The following is a 17141-nucleotide window of genomic DNA, read 5'->3' as shown; positions in this document are numbered from 1 at the left end:
ACACCAATAATCGGTGTTTTTTTCATATTATTGGTTGTCACTGCTATTAGCTTCTGTAGCAACTTGACGACCTTTGTAATAACCTTTAGGTGAAACGCGGTGGCTCAAACGGTATTCACCAGTAGTTGCATCGTAATGCATTGCTGGAACAGTTAATTTGATATGACCACGACGTGAACGTTTCTTTTGCTTAGAAGTATGTCTCTTAGGAACTGCCATTTAATTGATCTCCTTTATTGTAAATTAGGTTTTCCGGTCACTATTAATAAGGGCCTTAAACACTTCACGCTTGTTAATGATACTATTGTATCCCAAATAAATCAAGATATATTAGTTATTCTTATCATGATTATGTCCATTTGAACCCCAAAACCAGCCGATTAAAACACCAATAATTAGCATTAAAACTAAAATAATAATTAAGGGTAAATTGAGTTTAAATAAACCAAAATTGATTGCCACATTGCCAGTATTAATAACTACAAAAATTACCGATAACAAGCTAAGAATTAAAGTTAAAATTAATTTTAACTGATCAATTTTATTTTTCATTGGTTGAACTACTTTCTGGAAGCATACTTAATAGATAATTTGTCACCGATACTTGGAAATAAATTATACAGCTTCGCATACACGGCAAGACTAATAGGAATATTTAGTTCGCGCTTATTGCTACCAAAATAATGTACCACTTGCCAAGAAACATCATCAGGGTCAAGCATATATCCTTGAATATTTTCAACATAATGTCCAGTTTTATCAGCAATATTAAAAAAGTTAGTATAAACTGGACCTGGATTAACAGTCATCACCTTAACGCCAAAGGGTTTTAATTCTAAGCGTAATACATTAGAAAATTGAATAACAGCTGCTTTTGATGCACTGTATGCCGCAGATTTAACTGTTGGAATTTTGCCAGCAATTGAACCAAAGTTTATAATTTGCCCTGCCTTTTGGTCCATCATCACTCGACCAATTAGTCTCGTAAAATACATTAAACCTAATACATTGACTTGAAACATGGCAGTTATTTCGCGCCGATCCATCTCGACAAAGTTACCAAATTTTCCAAATCCGGCGCAATTGACTAAATAATCAATATGATTTGTTACCTTAATTATATTTTTAAAAGTAGCATCAATTGCGTCGCTCTCCCCCATATCAGTGACAAATGCATAAGCTGGAGCACCGGAAAGTTCATGTGCCTCAGCTGCAAGATGATCAAGTTCATCTTTTCTTCTTGCAATTAAAACAACTGTAGCACCACGACCAGCACTCTCTAAGGCAATTGAATGACCTATACCACTTGAAGCTCCTGTAATAACAACCACTTTATCTCTTAATGAATCGCTCATTTTTCTTCACCTTTCATTGGAATTATAACTCGATCAAAATCATTAGCCAATTTAGTATTGGGGAATATCTTCTCCGCTTGTTGCACTAATTTTTTTGCTTTTGCACCTAAGTATCTAGCTGAAATATGGTTTAAATACAAACGCTTTACCCCATTAGCTTGCGCAACCTTAGCCGCTTCTACCGCAGTCGAATGATAATAAGAATACGCTAAATCTGCTTCGTTACCAGCAAAAGTAGACTCATGAACCAAGACATCAGCATTTTTAGCTAGCTGTGCAATTGTTGCCGTTGAACGGGTATCATAAATAATTGAAATTATCCGCCCAGCCTTAGATGGACCTAAAAAATCGCGTCCATCCAAAATCGTATTATCATCCAAAACGATTTTCTCCCCATTTTTTAGTTTACCAAGTAATGGTCCATTAGGTATATTATATTGCGCTAATTTATCCATTAAAAGTTCACCTTGATGAGGATCTTCAACTACGCGATAGCCAAAACTAGGCACTCGATGTTCTAATTTTTCTGCGAAAACGCTAAATCCATTGCCTTGAAAAATCAGGCCACCCTTTTCTAGCGGTACAAACCTAATTGGATAGGAAATTTTTGTTCTTGATACTTTTAAAGAAGTTCTAACAAATTGTTCTAAGCCTGGGGGACCATAAATTGTTATGGGACCAACATCGCCTTGAAATGATCTAGTTGCCAAAAAGCCAGGCAGGCCAAAAATATGATCGCCATGATTATGTGAAATGAATATTTTTGTTATCTTGCGCATTCGAATATTAGTCCGCAAAATTTGATGTTGCGTAGCTTCACCTACATCAAATAACCAAATCTCATTTAATTCATCAAGCATTTTAAGGGCAATGCTTGATACGTTGCGTTGCTTTGATGGTTGCCCTGCTCCTGTACCTAAAAATTGTAACTCCATAAATTTCCCATTCTAAAATTTTGCATGCTTAACGATTGCTTTGACAACAAAAGCGCTATAATATTTTGAACCGATTGGTGTAGGATGAGTATGATCATCATAAAACCAATTGGGATGACTTTTTGCATAGTTGCACCAATCAATAATATTTAAATTATGATAACGTCTAGCCGCTTTAGCTAAAGATTGATTGACCTGATTTTGCCACGGTCTATTGGGTACATAAGTATTAATCCAAAAAACTTGCCGCTTAGATCCTATTAGTTGCATTAGTTGATTTAAGTCAGACATTGGAAAAGCTCCATTTGTTCCTAAAGCAATTAATACATTGTCAGCTAAGACATGCTGAGACTTGTAATGGTCAAGTAACCCAAAAGATGCGTTTACTTGTCTAGAAACAGCCGCATCAATAATAGATTTAGGCATTAACCGTGTTAAATCGTTACTAGAACTTGCCATAACAGAATCACCAATTGCCGTTAATTGAACTTTATGTGCTAATTGTAAATCAAGTTGTGAAATTCCATATTTTTTATATAACCGATTGACTGGGTGGCTCTTTGCAGTCTTATTAGCTACTTTAATTAGTTTAGCTCTTTTTTGATCTTTTTTCTTACTTTTTTTTATTTTGGCAATGGCCAGTTGATTCTCTTTTTTTTGCTGCCGACAATTCTTTCGAATTCTTACAGCTAACTGCGACTGATTATAATCTTGAGCTTTAACCATTGGTGAAACAATGATAGCAATACTACCGCAAATAAAAATTAAACTTATTACTAAAGCCTGGATTTTAGAACCGTAATTTTTTGTCTTAAAATTTAAAACTTTTTTTAGGTATTTTTTGGTAGAAGATAGACTAATTTTACTCAATGGCTTTTCAATAAAACGATATGACAATTCACTTAAGACAAGAATTATCGCAATTTCAAATAAATGGTATAAAAAAGCATATTCAGCTAGATTAGATACTTTATCTTCGAAAAAAATCATAACTGGAAATTGATATAAATATATACCATAGCTTCTAGAACCGAGCCAATTAAAAACTGGATTAGTCATCCATCTATTCCAGTGACTACATGGATGAGCAATAACAGCCACAAAGATAGTTGTTGCTATCGTAAATAACAACATCCCACCATAATAAGGAAATGGTCCTTCAGCATTCATTGCTGGACTAAAAAACATCAATAAAATAATAAATAAGGCAACAAAACCCATGCCATCCAAAAAATAAGCTTTATTTTGCTTAATTTCGGTCTTCAGTTTATTTATTGGCCATAATACGGCTAATACTGCTCCTATCCCTAAAGCAAAAAAACGTGTATCAGTACCGTAATAAATCCTATTAATATTAACACCAATTCGATACATAATTGCCATTTCAAGAGCAGAAAGTAGAGAAAACCCCGAAAGAATTTTGACCATTACTTTTTTATTCTTTGCATACTTGACAAGTAGATAAACGACTAATGGCCATAAAAGATAAAATTGCCCATTAATTGACATTGTCCAAAGATGGACAAAAGGTGACTCATTAGCAGCAAACCGTTCAAAGTAACTTTGCCCATTAAAGATTTGCCAAAAGTTATAAACACTTAGTACATTAGAAACTACGATTTGCCATAAATTAGCAAGTAAATTGCGCTGAAATAATAATATATACGCCGAAGAAAGCCATAAGACCGAAAGTAATGATGGATATAATTTTTTAATTCTACTCCAATAAAAATTTACGTTATCAAAAAAACCATCTTTTTCATATGACTTTAACATTTGACAAGTAACTAAATATCCTGATAAAACAAAAAATATCGGTACACCAAGATAGCCACCAATAAAAGTATCGGGATTAAGATGATATAAAATCACCCCAATAACTGCCAATGCTCTGAGTCCAGAATATCCTGTAATAAACCGATTTTTTTCCATATTTTCAAACTTTTCTATTAAATTTATTGCACAAATTCAAAATTAAATGTGCCAATAACAACTTCGTCACCGTCAACAGCCCCACTTTTACGTAGTGCTTCATCTACACCTAAGTTCTTTAATTGCCGAGCTAAACGAATAATACTATCTTGATAATCCAGGTTGGTTCTTGCAACTAATTTTTCTAAACCTTCACCCTTAATTTTAAATAAATGCTCTTCAAGCTTTTCGATCGTGAATTCATATTTCTTAGATTTTTCGTATCGATATTCCTTAGTCTCTGGTCCAGCTTTTATTTTTTCTTTAGCCTGTTCTTGCTCTACTTGCTCTATTAAAGTGGCAGTACTATTAATCAATTGCTCAATACCCTGATGAGTAACACTTGAAATTGGATAAACCGTTTCATTAATAGCAGCTTGTTTTAAATCCTGCTTAAATTTAGCTAGCTTGTCAGCAGCTTGAGGTAAGTCCATTTGCGTGGCTACAATTATTTCACGTCTTTTTTCTAGATTTTGGTCATAAGACAATAGTTCCTTACGAATTTTTTGATAATCCTCAATTGCGCTACGACCATTATCTGGATCCATTGATACCAAATGCAAAATCACTTTAGTTCTTTCAATATGACGTAAAAACTGAATACCAAGACCAACGCCTTGACTGGCTCCTTCGATTAATCCGGGCAAATCAGCCACTGAAAAATCACGACCATCAGGAAGAATGACTATTCCTAAATTAGGAGTAAGTGTAGTAAAATCATAGGCCCCAATCTTAGGTTTTGCTTTTGTTACTACTGATAATAAAGTCGATTTACCTACTGATGGAAAGCCTACTAAACCAACATCGGCTAGTACTTTAAGTTCTAAGCGTAGAACACGATCTTCACCAGGTTCACCATTTTCAGCAATTTCTGGAGCAGTATTAACACTATTAGCAAAATGAATATTTCCACGACCACCACGACCACCATGAGCAACAATTAACTCTTGCTTATTTTCGGTTAGATCTCCGATTTCTTCATTAGTGTTAAAGTCGTATACAGTTGTACCAATCGGTACTCGTAAATAGAGATCTTTGGCGCCACGACCATATTGTGATTTTATACGACCGTTTTCACCATTCTCGGCCTTAAATTTGCGCCGATAACGGAAATCCATCAAGGTCCTTAACCCACTATCAGCAACAAAAATAATACTTCCACCGCGACCACCATCACCTCCGGCTGGTCCGCCATTTGGTACATATTTTTCATGGCGAAAGGCAACAATACCATCTCCACCTTTACCAGCTTGCACTTCAATCTTAGTTTGATCGACAAATGTTGGCATGTATTTTTCCTCCCAATTGCACTAACCTTAATACTATACCACAAAAATTCTGGCACATTCGATAAAATTAGCGTCACAACGTTAATTTAACAGTTTGCGCCTGTGGTAAAGTTAATCCCGCTGAACATAATTCTGCAATACTTGCTTCCTTTATTTTCTTTAAAGATCCAAATTGTCTTAAAAGTTTATTTCTACTTTTTGGACCAATTCCCTTAATTGAATCAAGCTTACTTGATAGGGCATTTTTTGCATGTGTACGCCGATGAAAAGTAATGGCAAATCGGTGTACTTCATCCTGAATCCTAGTCATTAGATAAAATCCTTGTGATTTAGGATCAAGTGGAATCAATTTCATGGGTATGCCATTAATTGGGTCACCATAAAGCAGATGATTTGTTCGGTGCTTGTTATCCTTAACCATACCAGCAACCGGTATTTTTAAATCCAATTCATTACGCAAAATATCCTGGCAAGCATCAATTTGAATTTGTCCACCATCCATTAAGATGAGATCAGGCATTTTTCTATGTTCACGTAAAAGACGACTATATCGACGACGAACAACTTCACGCGTATTACGAACTTCATCACCCCCGTTTTGATGTTCAACTTCACCTTTCAATTTATACTTTCGATATGAATTTTTGTCAGGTTCTCCGTCTTTAAAAACCACTAGTGCTGAAACTGGATCTGTTCCTTGAATGTGGGAGTGATCAAAGCTTTCAATCACATGTCCATAGGGCAGAGTCAAAGCATCAAAGATTTCTTTTTGTGCCCCCTTAGTCTTGCGGTTATCAAGTTCTAACAACCTAAACTTATCATCCAATTTAAGTTTAGCATTTTCCTTTGCCATTTTTAATAGTGCTTTTTTTTGTCCTCTGATGGGAGTTCTAACTTGAACTTGTAAAACTTCACCTAAGGCTTCATTATCAATTCCAGTTGGCACTAAGACTTCTCTAGGTAATACTCTATTTTTTTGACCATAAAATTGCACAATAAATGAAGTAAATGCATCTTCGGGGTCACTTTCATCAGTTAAGGGATACATTCTTGTTTCGCTTCTAAGTAACTTAGCCTGTCTTAAAAAGAAAATTTGAATCGCAATCCATGATTTATCTACATAAAAATTAAAAATATCACGCTGAGTATTGTCATTAGAAATTATTTTTTGCTTTTCGACTGTTTCTTCAATATATGCGAGTTGATCACGAATTTCTGCTGCTCGTTCAAATTCTAAATTTTCAGCAGCTTTACCCATTCTCTTATTTAAATCTTGTTTAACTGCTATTATGTCGCCATTTAAAAAACTTTTGATTTTTTTAATTTGTGCTCTGTATTCTTCTTTGGGAACTTCCTTAAAGCAAGCCCCTAAGCACTGCCCCATATGATAATATAAACATGGTCTCTTCTGTTTACCATTGCACCTTCTTAAAGGAAAAAGCTTTTGAATAAATTTTAATGTTGCTTGTGCCGCATAAACATTAGGATATGGACCAAAGTAATATCCACCATCCTTACGCACAATACTAGTTAACTTAGTTTGAGGATCGCGTTCATTAGTGATTTCAATATAAGGATAACCCGTTCCTTGTTTCAACTGTACATTATAGTAAGGTTGATATTTTTTAATTAAGGTAACTTCTAATAGAAATGCTTCTTTATCCGTTGATACAGTGATAATGTCATAATCTCGAATTTCACGCACTAATTCAGCCCTACGTCCAACCTGTTTACTCTTAAAATATGACCGAACACGGCTTTTCAGATTTTTTGACTTACCAACATAAATAACCTTACCGTTTATATCTTTCATCAAATAACAGCCTGGATTAGCAGGCAAAAGCTTTAATTTATTTTCAATTAATTTTGTTGCCAAAAACTCACTTCCTTATTTTCTGAATCAATTTTATCACAAACTTTCTTTCTGGAAGCCTGGATGGGTTTTTAAATTAACAATTTACTTTACATAATAATAATTATTTCTAATAGTAAGTTAGCACTAGCCGAATCTTTCTTTTTTTATTATAATAAGACAAACGAAAGGAAGATAACTATGGGATTAACTTTTAAAAAGCAAGATAATTTAGAAAGATTATTTGATAAGTTTGCTACAGTTCCTGAAGATAAAAAAAAGAAGAGCAATAAAGATAAAAAAAAGGCAAAATAAAAATGGCTCATTAATGGGCCATTTTTATTTACTTTAGTCTTACAAATATTGTTCAATCCAAGTCCATACTTCTTTAACATGCGTTTTTTGCACAGAGCTATAAGTTAATACACTAACATTATCATGTGCTAAATCAAAATTTTTCTTCAAATTGGATATAACTTTATTTTGCTGGCTTTTCTTTACTTTATCAATTTTTGTACAGACTACCAAAATTGGCAATTCAAGAACCAAGGCATAGTTATACATCGCAACATCGTTTTTAGTAGGTTCATGCCTTGAATCAACTAAAATAATCAATCCCTTTAAGTTTTCTCTAGTTTCAAGGTAATCTTGAATCATTTCGCCAAATTTTTCTCGTTGTGTCTGAGAAACTTTCGCATAGCCATATCCTGGAACATCTACTAAATAAAAATCTTGATTAACAATATAAAAATTTAAAGTTTGTGTTTTCCCAGGTTGTGAAGATGTTCTAGCTAAATTTTTGCGTCCTAATAATGAATTAATCAAACTGGACTTTCCAACATTAGAACGACCCGCTAAAGCAATCTCACTTAAATTATCTTGAGGATACTGTTCTTCTTTAACTGCACTAATGGCATAGTCACTACTCTTAATGATCATTTACAACCTTAACTTCTTCTTTAAGTGGCTTATCACTTTCTTTTTTTCTATCAACTCGAGGTTCAGCTTGCTTAGTAATCACATCTTCGGTTATTTCAACTCTTTCAATATCTGTCTCACTAGGTATTTCATACATAATGCTCATCATTGCATTTTCAATAATTGTTCTTAACCCACGCGCACCCATATTACGTTCAATTGCCAAATCAGCAATTGCTGTTAAAGCACTATCTGTAAATTCTAGTTCAACATTATCAAGAGAAAATAATTTTTTATATTGTTTTACTAAAGCATTTTTAGGTTCTGTTAAAATACGAACTAAATCTTTATTATCCAATTTATTTAGGGTAGCTACAATTGGTATACGTCCAATAAACTCTGGAATTAAACCAAATTTAACTAAATCACCAGTTGTCAAGTGCTCTGTCCATTCTTCATCTTGTACTGAATTTAACTTACTTTCTGCACTAAACCCGATAACTTTTTTACCTAACCGACTTTTAACTATCTGTTCTATTCCATCAAATGCTCCACCAACAATAAATAAAATATTAGTGGTATCAATCTGAATCAATTCTTGTTGGGGATGTTTACGTCCACCTTGTGGTGGAACTGAGGCAATAGTGCCTTCTAAGATTTTTAAGAGTGATTGCTGCACTCCTTCCCCAGATACATCGCGTGTAATCGATACATTTTCAGATTTTTTAGAAATTTTGTCAATTTCATCTATATACACAATTCCACGTTGCGCTCTTTCAATGTCGTAATCAGCATTTTGCAATAACTTCAGTAAAATATTTTCAACATCTTCACCAACATAACCAGCTTCTGTTAAAGTTGTTGCATCTGCTATGGCAAATGGAACATCCAGAATACGAGCCAAAGTTTGAGCTAAATAGGTCTTACCTGAACCAGTAGGCCCAATAAGAGCAATATTTGATTTTTGCAATTCTGTTGAAGAATCAATATCCATCTGAGTAATCCGTTTATAATGGTTATAAACAGATACTGATAAAATTTTCTTGGCTCTCTCTTGCCCAATAACATATTGATCAAGCTGCTTCTTGATTTCCATCGGCTTCGGTAAGTCTTTTGCCTCTTTTAATGAATCCGATTTTAATTCATCGTCGATAATTTTTTTAGATAAATTAACACATTCATTGCAAATATAAACACCGTTACCAGCAATCATTTTTTTAACTTGATCTTGTGTTTTATCACAAAAGGAGCACTTAATTTCTTCTTGATCAGTAAATTGTGATGCCATTCTATTCCTCCTTATGTCTACAAGTTTAAGAGTATCATAAATATGTTAGGTACTTGAATTATTTGCTTGTAGAAAAATAAAAAGGTAGTTAAATAACTACCTTTCTACTTTCGATTTAAGTTCTATTTGTTGTCTGAACTCTTATCGTCGTCATTAATCTTGGATTTAGCAACTTGTTTTGCATTGTCAGTGACAAGATCAATTGCCTTACGAATATTGATATCGTGTGAAAGCATGTCATCAGTTAAAGTATTACGGACAGTCTTTTCATCCATATTGTACTCTTTTGCAAGCTCTTTAATTTCGTTATCAATCTCTTCTTTTGAGGCTTTAATAGCTTCTTTTTCAACGATTGCTTCAAGAACTAGGTTAGTCTTAACTCTTTCTTCTGCATCCTTGCTAAACTGTGAACGCAATTGTTCTTCAGTAGTCCCAGTTAATTTATAATAAGTTTCTGGATTAATGCCTTGACGTTGCATATTACCTAAATATTGATTCATTTGAGTATTAACATCTTCTTGAATCATCGTATCAGGTATTTCTTTAATTGTTGCATTGTTAACTGCTACTTCAATTGCGGCTTGCTCAATCGCTGATTTAGCTTCTTCTTCTTTTTTAGTTTTTAAATCTTTCTTGATTTTTTCTTTTAATTCATCAAGCGTTTCAACAGAATCATCAATATCTTTAGCAAATTCATCGTCTAATTTAGGAAGTTGCTTTGATTTAACTTCATGAATCTTTGTAGCAAAATGTGCTTCCTTACCAGCTAAATCTTTTGCACCATAGTCTTCTGGGAATGTTACTACAACGTCTACATCATCACCAGCTTTATGACCAATTAGTTGATCTTCAAAACCAGGAATAAAGGTATTTGAGCCAAGTTCAAGAGCGTAATCATTAGCTGTTCCTCCATCAAAGGCCGTGCCATCTACTGTACCCTTATAATCAATAGTTACAGTGTCACCTTTAGCAGAGGCATCTTTCTTAAGCACAAGTTCAGCATTCTTCTGGCGATCTTGCTCAAGTTCATTGTCAATATCCTTAGCATATACCCGAGTATTTTGTTTAGGAACTTCAATACCCTTGTAGTCACCTAATTCAACTTCAGGCTTAACATTGACAAGTGCTTTTACACTCCAGTCCTTACCCTTTTCCATTGAAACAGGGATAATTTGTGGTTGCCCTACAGCTTCAATACCAGCCTCTTTAACTGCAGTAGCATATGCAGTTGGAAGAACCATATTTAATGCATCTTCATATAATGCTTCTTCACCATAATATTGATTAAAAATTACTCGAGAAACATGTCCCTTTCTAAAACCAGGAACACGTAAATTATTTTTTACTCGCTTAAAAGCTGAGTCTAACCCACGCTTAACTTCAGCTTGGGGAATATCAAAAGTAAGTTCACCGTTATTTTCACCGGTTTTATTCCAATTTACAGACATTAATTAAATACCTCCAATGTCAAGTATCACTTCATCGTACATACTAAATTATCTTACATTAAACGATTGAAAAAAACAAATTTAGGCAAAAAAAGATGTACTTCTATGAAGAAGTACATCTTTTTAAACTGTCCTTTTATGAACTAGTCAAGGATTTCAGTAACCTGACCAGCACCAACAGTACGACCACCTTCACGGATAGTAAACTTAGTACCCTTTTCAATGGCTGCTGGTTTAATTAAGGTAACAGTAAATTCTGTGTTATCGCCAGGCATAACCATTTCAGTACCTTCTGGCAATTCGATTTCACCAGTAATATCAGTAGTGTGGAAATAGAATTGAGGACGGTAGTCTGAGAAGAATGGAGTATGACGTCCACCTTCTTCCTTCTTCAGGACATAAACTTGACCCTTGAACTTGTTGTGGGTTTGAATTGAGCCAGGTGCAGCTAAAACTTGTCCACGGACAACTTGGTCACGGTCAATACCACGAAGCAATACACCAACGTTATCACCGGCTTCACCAGAATCTAAAGTCTTGTGGAACATTTCCAAACCAGTAACAACTGACTTGATAACCTTTTCTACTAAACCAACGATTTCAACTTCATCGCCGACCTTAACAGTACCACGGTCAATACGACCTGAAGCAACAGTACCACGACCAGTAATTGTAAATACATCTTCAACTGGCATTAAGAAAGGCTTATCAGTTTGACGTTCTGGAGTTGGAATGTATTCATCAACAGTATCCATTAACTTCATAATAACGTCTTGTTGTTCCTTGTCACCTTGTAAAGCTTTCAAAGCTGAACCACGGATAACTGGAATGTCGTCACCTGGGTAATCATATTCTGATAATAAGTCACGAACTTCCATTTCAACCAAGTCAATCAATTCTGGATCGTCAACTAAATCAGTCTTATTTAAGAAGACAACGATGTAGTTAACACCAACTTGACGAGCAAGCAAAATGTGTTCACGAGTTTGTGGCATTGGTCCATCAGTTGCAGCAACAACTAAAATGGCACCATCCATTTGAGCAGCACCAGTAATCATGTTCTTGATATAGTCGGCGTGTCCTGGAGCGTCCATGTGAGCATAGTGACGCTTTTCAGTTTCATACTCAACGTGAGCGGTATTGATAGTAATACCACGTTCTTTTTCTTCTGGTGCAGCATCGATTTCTGAATAATCTTCAGCTTTAGCCAAACCTTTTTCTGATAAAACTTTAGTAATAGCCGCTGTTAAAGTGGTCTTACCATGGTCAACGTGACCAATAGTACCAATGTTTACGTGTGGCTTCGTTCTAACGTAATGTTCTTTTTCTGCCATTAAAATGACCCTCCTGTAAATTTGCAAGAAGTCCGTTGAGATAATAACGGATAGTTCTCTGTTGAATATTGTACTACTTTCATGGGCAAATGCCTAGTATTTTAATGCATAGAGCCATGCCTAATGAAAACATCCTTTGCTATTATACTAAATGTTTTCAAAAAGTAAACCCCTTTGTTTAAATTATTTAGGCAAATTAAGTTCGATTGTTTCGAACAGCTTTTGATTACCCCTACCATCGTGGTTATCAATGTAAGAAGCAATATCGCTAGCGAAACTATCAGGCTCATCAACGTACTTATTTATCATAGGATAAAGACTACCTAAAATCAAGTTAACTTCAGCTAAAACTACTGGTAATTGACTTGGCCGATGATAATATTTTGCTCCTATACCCGATATTACTTCACGATATATTGGCTCATCTTTCAATAAATTAGTATCAGCTGGGATAAATTTCACTAAATCACCTAGAATGACTACGCTAATCTCATCTTTCAAGCCAAGCCGCACAAAATCTTCACAGAGTGCTATTCTTACTGCAAAGTTCAAAGTTGGATCAACTAACAAACTTTGTGCAAAAAACTTAAAATTAGCTAAGCTTAATTTAAATAATTGCTGATAATCATATTGCGTAGGCTGTTTTAGTTGCTTAAACTTAAGCATCAATTCTTGTTGTTCAGTTATGCTTACTGGTTCAACAGAAATAGCTAGTTCTCCTTTGGTCAAATTAGTTACTTCAAAAGCTTCAATAGCAAAATGATTAGCCTTTAAAATTTTGCTATATTCAGTAAAAATAGTTTTATCTGAAAAAAGATCCCCTTCTTCTTTAATCAAACTATATGCAGCATATTCCTGCTTATCTTTTAAATATAATTCACAAAGCATTAAAACTATTTCTTGACTTGAACCTTCACGTAGTGCTTCTTCTAAGTTTTGAATGGCTAGTGTCACATTGTTATCTAACTCATTTTTTCTTGCAAGTTGCAATAAATTTTTTTGACTTAATGTAGTCATGACTAATCTTTCTTAATAATTCGCTTGCCAGATTTATTTACATCAACTGAATGATAATCGTTATTTTTGCCGTTGCGTTTTTGTAAAGCTCGGTGTCGATTCTGGTTAACTTCCATTACCACCGGTAAAACAACCGGTCGCCGATTAGTTTTTTTATACAAAAACTTCTCTAAATCATTGCGTACATCCTGTTTAATTTCAGTCCAATCAAACTTTTTATGTTCAAAATTATTTTTAATTGTACTTTTAATTAACTCAACACTATCCTGCATCAATTGTCGATTTGCTTTAATATAAACGAAACCTCTACTAGTAACTTGAGGTTGAGCTATGATTTTTTTCTTTCGACGATCAATAGTTACTACTGCAATAAAAATACCATCATCAGAAAGAACCTCCCGATCACGTAGCACAATATTACCTACATCTCCAATACCAGAGCCATCTATCATGATATCATCACCTGGAACCGGGTCAGTCAAATAAAATTTAGCTTGTTTAAAATCATAGTTTAAACAATCACCATTACGTGTAACTATTACATTTTCCTGACTTATCCCTGCTTTAACTGCTAAGTCTTTATGAGCTTCAAGTAAGCGATATTCACCAATAACTGGTATTACAAATTTAGGCTTAAGGATACTAATTAGCATTTGCAAATCGGTCCCTGTAGCGTGCCCACTCGTACTTTTAGCACGTCCTAATTCAATAACCCTTCCACCTGCTTGGTAAACCATATCGCTGGTTTGTGCCACTGTTGTTTCAACTGCATGAGAAGGAGTAGTTGCAATAAAAACGAGATCTCCAGGATGAATGGTAATCATCGTATGTCGCTTCTTGGCCATATTCTGTAATGAATTAAGGGGCTCGCCCATTTGACCTGTTTCAAGGATAACCACTTTATTTTCTGGTATTTCCTTTAAGTCTTTAACACGTATCAAAAGCCCCTTTGGCACTTTTAAATAGCCTAAGCCCATCGCTGTACGGACAATTTTGGCAACATCTCGGCCTGTTAACAAAACTTTTTTGCCAGTTCTATAAGCAGCATTTAATACTTCCTGTATACGAATCAAATTAGAAGCTTTGGCTGCAACAATCACTCTTCCCTTTGCATTACGGAAGACATTAGTCACATATTCGCCAATTTCTTGTTCCGAAACATTTGGTAGGGTGGCTTCAGCATTAGAAGAGTCACTTAACAAAGCCAAGACGTTTTTTTGTGAAATTTCTGCCAATCTATCTAAATCAGTTCGATAATTTGGTGCTGCAGATAAATCAAATTTAAAATCACCGGTATAAACTATTTCTCCCGCATTTGTATGAACATCAATTCCTAATGAATCTGGAATTGAATGCGTGGTGTGAAAGAAAGAAATATTAGAATTTTTAAATTCAATTTCTGTATCTGCATCAATCACATGAAAAAGGCTTGTCTTTAGACGCTTATTTTCACGTTTGACTTTTATTTTTGCTAATTCAATTGTGAGCTGCGAACCAAAAACCGGAATATCATACTTACGTAATATATATGGCAATGCCCCGATAGAATCAGCATGTCCATGTGTTAAAAAGATGCCAACTACCTGATCACTATACTGCTCAAAAAAATCAAGATCTGGGATAACCAAATCAATTCCAAACAAGGTACTATCAGGATATTTCAAACCAGCATCAAGAATATAAATTTCGTCATTTACTTGGACAGCAAACATATCTTTTCCTTGCTCACGTACGCCGCCCAAAATCATTATTTTAACTTGATCAGTCATCATATTTCCTTTTCTATTGCTATTCAATTGTTATTTTATGGATCATTACGATCTCAACGTAAAAAAGTGTCTTTTTTCATTCTAGCATAAAAATTAATGATGAGAAAAATAAAAAGTCAGTTCCTAGTTCGAACTGACTTTTTATTTTATTAAATTAACGACGTAAACCAAGCTTCTTAATCAATTCACGGTAGCGATTAATATCATTATCTTGCAAATAACGAAGCAAGTTACGGCGATGACCAATCTTTTTCAATAAACCAACATATGAATGGTGGTCATGCGAATGATTGCGCATATGTTCAGTTAAATTGTTAATATCTGTTGTTAATATTGCAACTTGAACTTCTGTTGATCCAGTATCACCTTCATGAGTCGCAAACTTTTTAATAATTTCATCTTTTTCTGCTTTTGAAATTGCCATAATATTTCACCTTTCATTAAATAATTGCCGTTAACAACGTTAACCGTCAGGTGTGAGCGTGCAAACAGCGTTAACGGTTCACAACAATAGTATAATACAGATTATTTTTTTAAAAAGCAAGTATAAATTAGCTTGCATCTGCAATTATTCTTCAGTATAATTTACTAAGTGAATTTACGATTATTGGAGGTGAATTTTATGCCACAAATCAAGTCAGCTATTAAACGTGTTAAAACTCAAGACGCTACTAGAAAGCGCAATGCCGCTCAATTGAATCAATTAAGAACTGCTGTTAAGAAGTTCAAGGTTGCTCAAGCTGCTGGTGCTGAAAACGCCTCCGAATTACATGTTGCTGCTGCCCGTGCATTAGATAAGGCTGCTTCAAAGGGTCTTATTCATAAAAACAAGGCTAGTCGTGACAAGAGCCGCTTAGCTAAGTTAGCTAAATAAACTTGTATAACTAAAATAAAAAAGCAAGAATGAATTCATTCTTGCTTTTTTATATACTTAAAATAAATAATTTCAAAAAAACACTTTCCCGATATTGACCATTTTTATAATTGAAATCTAGCTCAATCGCCTGCTCAAGCAACTTTTCTATCTGAGTAACTGCAAATTTGTTACTAAGAGCCACCTTTACCCGATAGGGATGTACTCCTAGTGTTTTAACAATTTCCATTTCTGTTCTGCTTCGCTGCTGTAAAATTTTGACTACCAAAATTAATTCTAACTGATTTTCAAAAACAGCAAGTAGTTGGATTGGATTAGTTCCTTCACGCAACTGATTTTCTAATCGATCAATTGCTTCTTGATAATCATGTTTTAGTGCAGCTTCCAAAATTGCAAAAATATTTTGTGCCAAAGAAAGGTCAATATTTTTTTCAACTAATTTAGATGTAATTTTGCCATTATCTGCAACTAGCTTTAACTTATTAAAATTACTTAGTGCAGTATCTAAAACTTGATCACTTCGTTCAAGTAGCAATTGTAATGCTGATCTTGAAATTTCATAACCCTGGGTATTCATAATTGACTGAATTATTTTCCCAACTTCGTAACTTTTTACTGTGGTATCAACAACATTAAACTTATTTAAAACAGTTTTCGTTATTTTTTTACGTCGATCAAGTTTGTCATATGAAGCAACTAGCACAACAATATCATCTAGCTGCTCAATATTAGTAAAAATTTTTTGTAGTTGGTCCGTTTGCTTTTTTAATTTTTGTGGAACTTTAGCCTTTAAAAAAAATGGATTTTTCACCAAAATTACCTTTTTCTGACTAAATAGACTTGATTCAGTTAAATCAGCTATCAACAAATCTAGCCCATCAGTTTCACAATCAATAGTTAGATAGTCAAAGCCAGAAAAAGCTTCTTCATGTGTAAATGAGGCAGCCAAATAATCATTTAAAAAGGCATCATTTCCCGTAATCAACGTTTGCGGATTATTCTTACTTGAATTTTTAAATAAAGAAAGTAAAGTCATCGCTACTCACCATTATCAAAACCTAAAATTTGGTATAAATCTAATTAATCATATC

Annotated in this window: 17 protein-coding genes; 2 read left to right on the top strand and 15 right to left on the bottom strand. The window is 34.2% G+C overall.

Going from position 1 to position 17141, the window contains the following annotated elements; genetic code table 11:
* Positions 1-27: 27 nt before the first annotated feature.
* The 7 genes from rpmF to uvrC form a co-directional block, all read right to left on the bottom strand.
* Entirely contained in the window at positions 28-219 is a 192-nt protein-coding gene (rpmF, locus tag F5ESL0233_RS03425; protein WP_090091854.1) for a 50S ribosomal protein L32, read from the bottom strand.
* A gap of 111 nt (positions 220-330) precedes the next feature.
* Complete coding sequence (locus F5ESL0233_RS03420; protein WP_090091853.1) at positions 331-552, bottom strand: lipopolysaccharide assembly protein LapA domain-containing protein; 222 nt, start codon at positions 550-552, stop codon at positions 331-333.
* An 8-nt stretch (positions 553-560) separates the two neighbouring features.
* Positions 561-1355: an SDR family oxidoreductase gene (locus tag F5ESL0233_RS03415; protein ID WP_118896445.1), complete on the bottom strand. Its 795-nt coding sequence runs from the start codon at positions 1353-1355 to the stop codon at positions 561-563.
* On the bottom strand, positions 1352-2290 hold the full coding sequence (rnz, locus tag F5ESL0233_RS03410) for a ribonuclease Z (protein WP_118896444.1): 939 nt from the start codon (positions 2288-2290) through the stop codon (positions 1352-1354). Before rnz ends, F5ESL0233_RS03415 begins: the two co-directional genes overlap by 4 nt.
* A 12-nt stretch (positions 2291-2302) precedes the next feature.
* On the bottom strand, positions 2303-4222 hold the full coding sequence (locus F5ESL0233_RS03405) for an acyltransferase family protein (protein ID WP_122058743.1): 1920 nt from the start codon (positions 4220-4222) through the stop codon (positions 2303-2305).
* Between the two features lie 23 nt (positions 4223-4245).
* On the bottom strand, positions 4246-5550 hold the full coding sequence (gene obgE, locus F5ESL0233_RS03400) for a GTPase ObgE (RefSeq protein ID WP_122058741.1): 1305 nt from the start codon (positions 5548-5550) through the stop codon (positions 4246-4248).
* A 73-nt stretch (positions 5551-5623) separates the two neighbouring features.
* Positions 5624-7426, bottom strand: coding sequence for an excinuclease ABC subunit UvrC (uvrC, locus tag F5ESL0233_RS03395; RefSeq protein ID WP_122058739.1), 1803 nt, complete (start codon positions 7424-7426; stop codon positions 5624-5626).
* A 177-nt stretch (positions 7427-7603) separates the two neighbouring features.
* Here uvrC and F5ESL0233_RS08440 point away from each other — a divergent pair, with 177 nt between their 5' ends.
* Positions 7604-7717 (top strand): SPJ_0845 family protein, encoded by a 114-nt coding sequence (locus F5ESL0233_RS08440; protein WP_255409262.1) that lies wholly within the window; start codon positions 7604-7606, stop codon positions 7715-7717.
* Between the two features lie 39 nt (positions 7718-7756).
* Here the strand turns inward: F5ESL0233_RS08440 and yihA are convergent, their stop codons facing one another.
* The 7 genes from yihA to rpsO all read right to left on the bottom strand — a co-directional run bounded on the left by yihA (position 7757) and on the right by rpsO (position 15600).
* On the bottom strand, positions 7757-8341 hold the full coding sequence (yihA, locus tag F5ESL0233_RS03390; protein ID WP_090091843.1) for a ribosome biogenesis GTP-binding protein YihA/YsxC: 585 nt from the start codon (positions 8339-8341) through the stop codon (positions 7757-7759).
* A complete protein-coding gene (clpX, locus tag F5ESL0233_RS03385) occupies positions 8331-9608 on the bottom strand; it encodes an ATP-dependent Clp protease ATP-binding subunit ClpX (protein WP_122058738.1) in 1278 nt (425 codons plus the stop codon). Before clpX ends, yihA begins: the two co-directional genes overlap by 11 nt.
* Before the next feature lie 122 nt (positions 9609-9730).
* Positions 9731-11056: a trigger factor gene (tig, locus tag F5ESL0233_RS03380; RefSeq protein ID WP_090091840.1), complete on the bottom strand. Its 1326-nt coding sequence runs from the start codon at positions 11054-11056 to the stop codon at positions 9731-9733.
* A gap of 143 nt (positions 11057-11199) precedes the next feature.
* Positions 11200-12390 (bottom strand): elongation factor Tu, encoded by a 1191-nt coding sequence (tuf, locus tag F5ESL0233_RS03375; RefSeq protein ID WP_090091838.1) that lies wholly within the window; start codon positions 12388-12390, stop codon positions 11200-11202.
* 183 nt (positions 12391-12573) lie between these two features.
* Positions 12574-13407 carry a hypothetical protein gene (locus F5ESL0233_RS03370; RefSeq protein ID WP_090091837.1) on the bottom strand — a complete coding sequence of 278 codons (834 nt, stop codon included), beginning with the start codon at positions 13405-13407 and terminating at the stop codon, positions 12574-12576.
* A 2-nt stretch (positions 13408-13409) separates the two neighbouring features.
* Positions 13410-15176 carry a ribonuclease J gene (locus F5ESL0233_RS03365; RefSeq protein ID WP_118896436.1) on the bottom strand — a complete coding sequence of 589 codons (1767 nt, stop codon included), beginning with the start codon at positions 15174-15176 and terminating at the stop codon, positions 13410-13412.
* 154 nt (positions 15177-15330) lie between these two features.
* Complete coding sequence (gene rpsO / locus F5ESL0233_RS03360) at positions 15331-15600, bottom strand: 30S ribosomal protein S15 (RefSeq protein ID WP_090091833.1); 270 nt, start codon at positions 15598-15600, stop codon at positions 15331-15333.
* A gap of 198 nt (positions 15601-15798) precedes the next feature.
* Between rpsO and rpsT the strand changes: the two genes are divergently transcribed.
* A complete protein-coding gene (gene rpsT, locus F5ESL0233_RS03355) occupies positions 15799-16050 on the top strand; it encodes a 30S ribosomal protein S20 (protein ID WP_090091831.1) in 252 nt (83 codons plus the stop codon).
* Between the two features lie 49 nt (positions 16051-16099).
* On the opposite strand, the gene holA is transcribed toward rpsT, so the two are convergent.
* Positions 16100-17086, bottom strand: a complete 987-nt coding sequence (holA, locus tag F5ESL0233_RS03350) for a DNA polymerase III subunit delta (RefSeq protein WP_122058736.1) — start codon at positions 17084-17086, stop codon at positions 16100-16102.
* Between the last annotated feature and the right edge of the window lie 55 nt (positions 17087-17141).

It is taken from the genome of Lactobacillus sp. ESL0233 (assembly GCF_003692995.1).
Lineage (GTDB): Bacteria > Bacillota > Bacilli > Lactobacillales > Lactobacillaceae > Lactobacillus > Lactobacillus bombicola.
The sequence above is the reverse complement of the archived record's forward strand: the minus strand, read 5'-3'. Positions and strand labels throughout refer to the sequence as shown.

Bases quoted from the DNA above. Each gene is read 5' to 3' on its own strand.
- rpmF (WP_090091854.1), bottom strand. From the start codon at position 219: ATGGCAGTTCCTAAGAGACATACTTCTAAGCAAAAGAAACGTTCACGT.
- F5ESL0233_RS03420 (WP_090091853.1), bottom strand. From the start codon at position 552: ATGAAAAATAAAATTGATCAGTTAAAATTAATTTTAACTTTAATTCTT.
- F5ESL0233_RS03415 (WP_118896445.1), bottom strand. From the start codon at position 1,355: ATGAGCGATTCATTAAGAGATAAAGTGGTTGTTATTACAGGAGCTTCA.
- rnz (WP_118896444.1), bottom strand. From the start codon at position 2,290: ATGGAGTTACAATTTTTAGGTACAGGAGCAGGGCAACCATCAAAGCAA.
- F5ESL0233_RS03405 (WP_122058743.1), bottom strand. From the start codon at position 4,222: ATGGAAAAAAATCGGTTTATTACAGGATATTCTGGACTCAGAGCATTG.
- obgE (WP_122058741.1), bottom strand. From the start codon at position 5,550: ATGCCAACATTTGTCGATCAAACTAAGATTGAAGTGCAAGCTGGTAAA.
- F5ESL0233_RS08440 (WP_255409262.1), top strand. From the start codon at position 7,604: ATGGGATTAACTTTTAAAAAGCAAGATAATTTAGAAAGATTATTTGAT.
- yihA (WP_090091843.1), bottom strand. From the start codon at position 8,341: ATGATCATTAAGAGTAGTGACTATGCCATTAGTGCAGTTAAAGAAGAA.
- clpX (WP_122058738.1), bottom strand. From the start codon at position 9,608: ATGGCATCACAATTTACTGATCAAGAAGAAATTAAGTGCTCCTTTTGT.
- tig (WP_090091840.1), bottom strand. From the start codon at position 11,056: ATGTCTGTAAATTGGAATAAAACCGGTGAAAATAACGGTGAACTTACT.
- tuf (WP_090091838.1), bottom strand. From the start codon at position 12,390: ATGGCAGAAAAAGAACATTACGTTAGAACGAAGCCACACGTAAACATT.
- F5ESL0233_RS03370 (WP_090091837.1), bottom strand. From the start codon at position 13,407: ATGACTACATTAAGTCAAAAAAATTTATTGCAACTTGCAAGAAAAAAT.
- F5ESL0233_RS03365 (WP_118896436.1), bottom strand. From the start codon at position 15,176: ATGACTGATCAAGTTAAAATAATGATTTTGGGCGGCGTACGTGAGCAA.
- rpsO (WP_090091833.1), bottom strand. From the start codon at position 15,600: ATGGCAATTTCAAAAGCAGAAAAAGATGAAATTATTAAAAAGTTTGCG.
- rpsT (WP_090091831.1), top strand. From the start codon at position 15,799: ATGCCACAAATCAAGTCAGCTATTAAACGTGTTAAAACTCAAGACGCT.
- holA (WP_122058736.1), bottom strand. From the start codon at position 17,086: ATGACTTTACTTTCTTTATTTAAAAATTCAAGTAAGAATAATCCGCAA.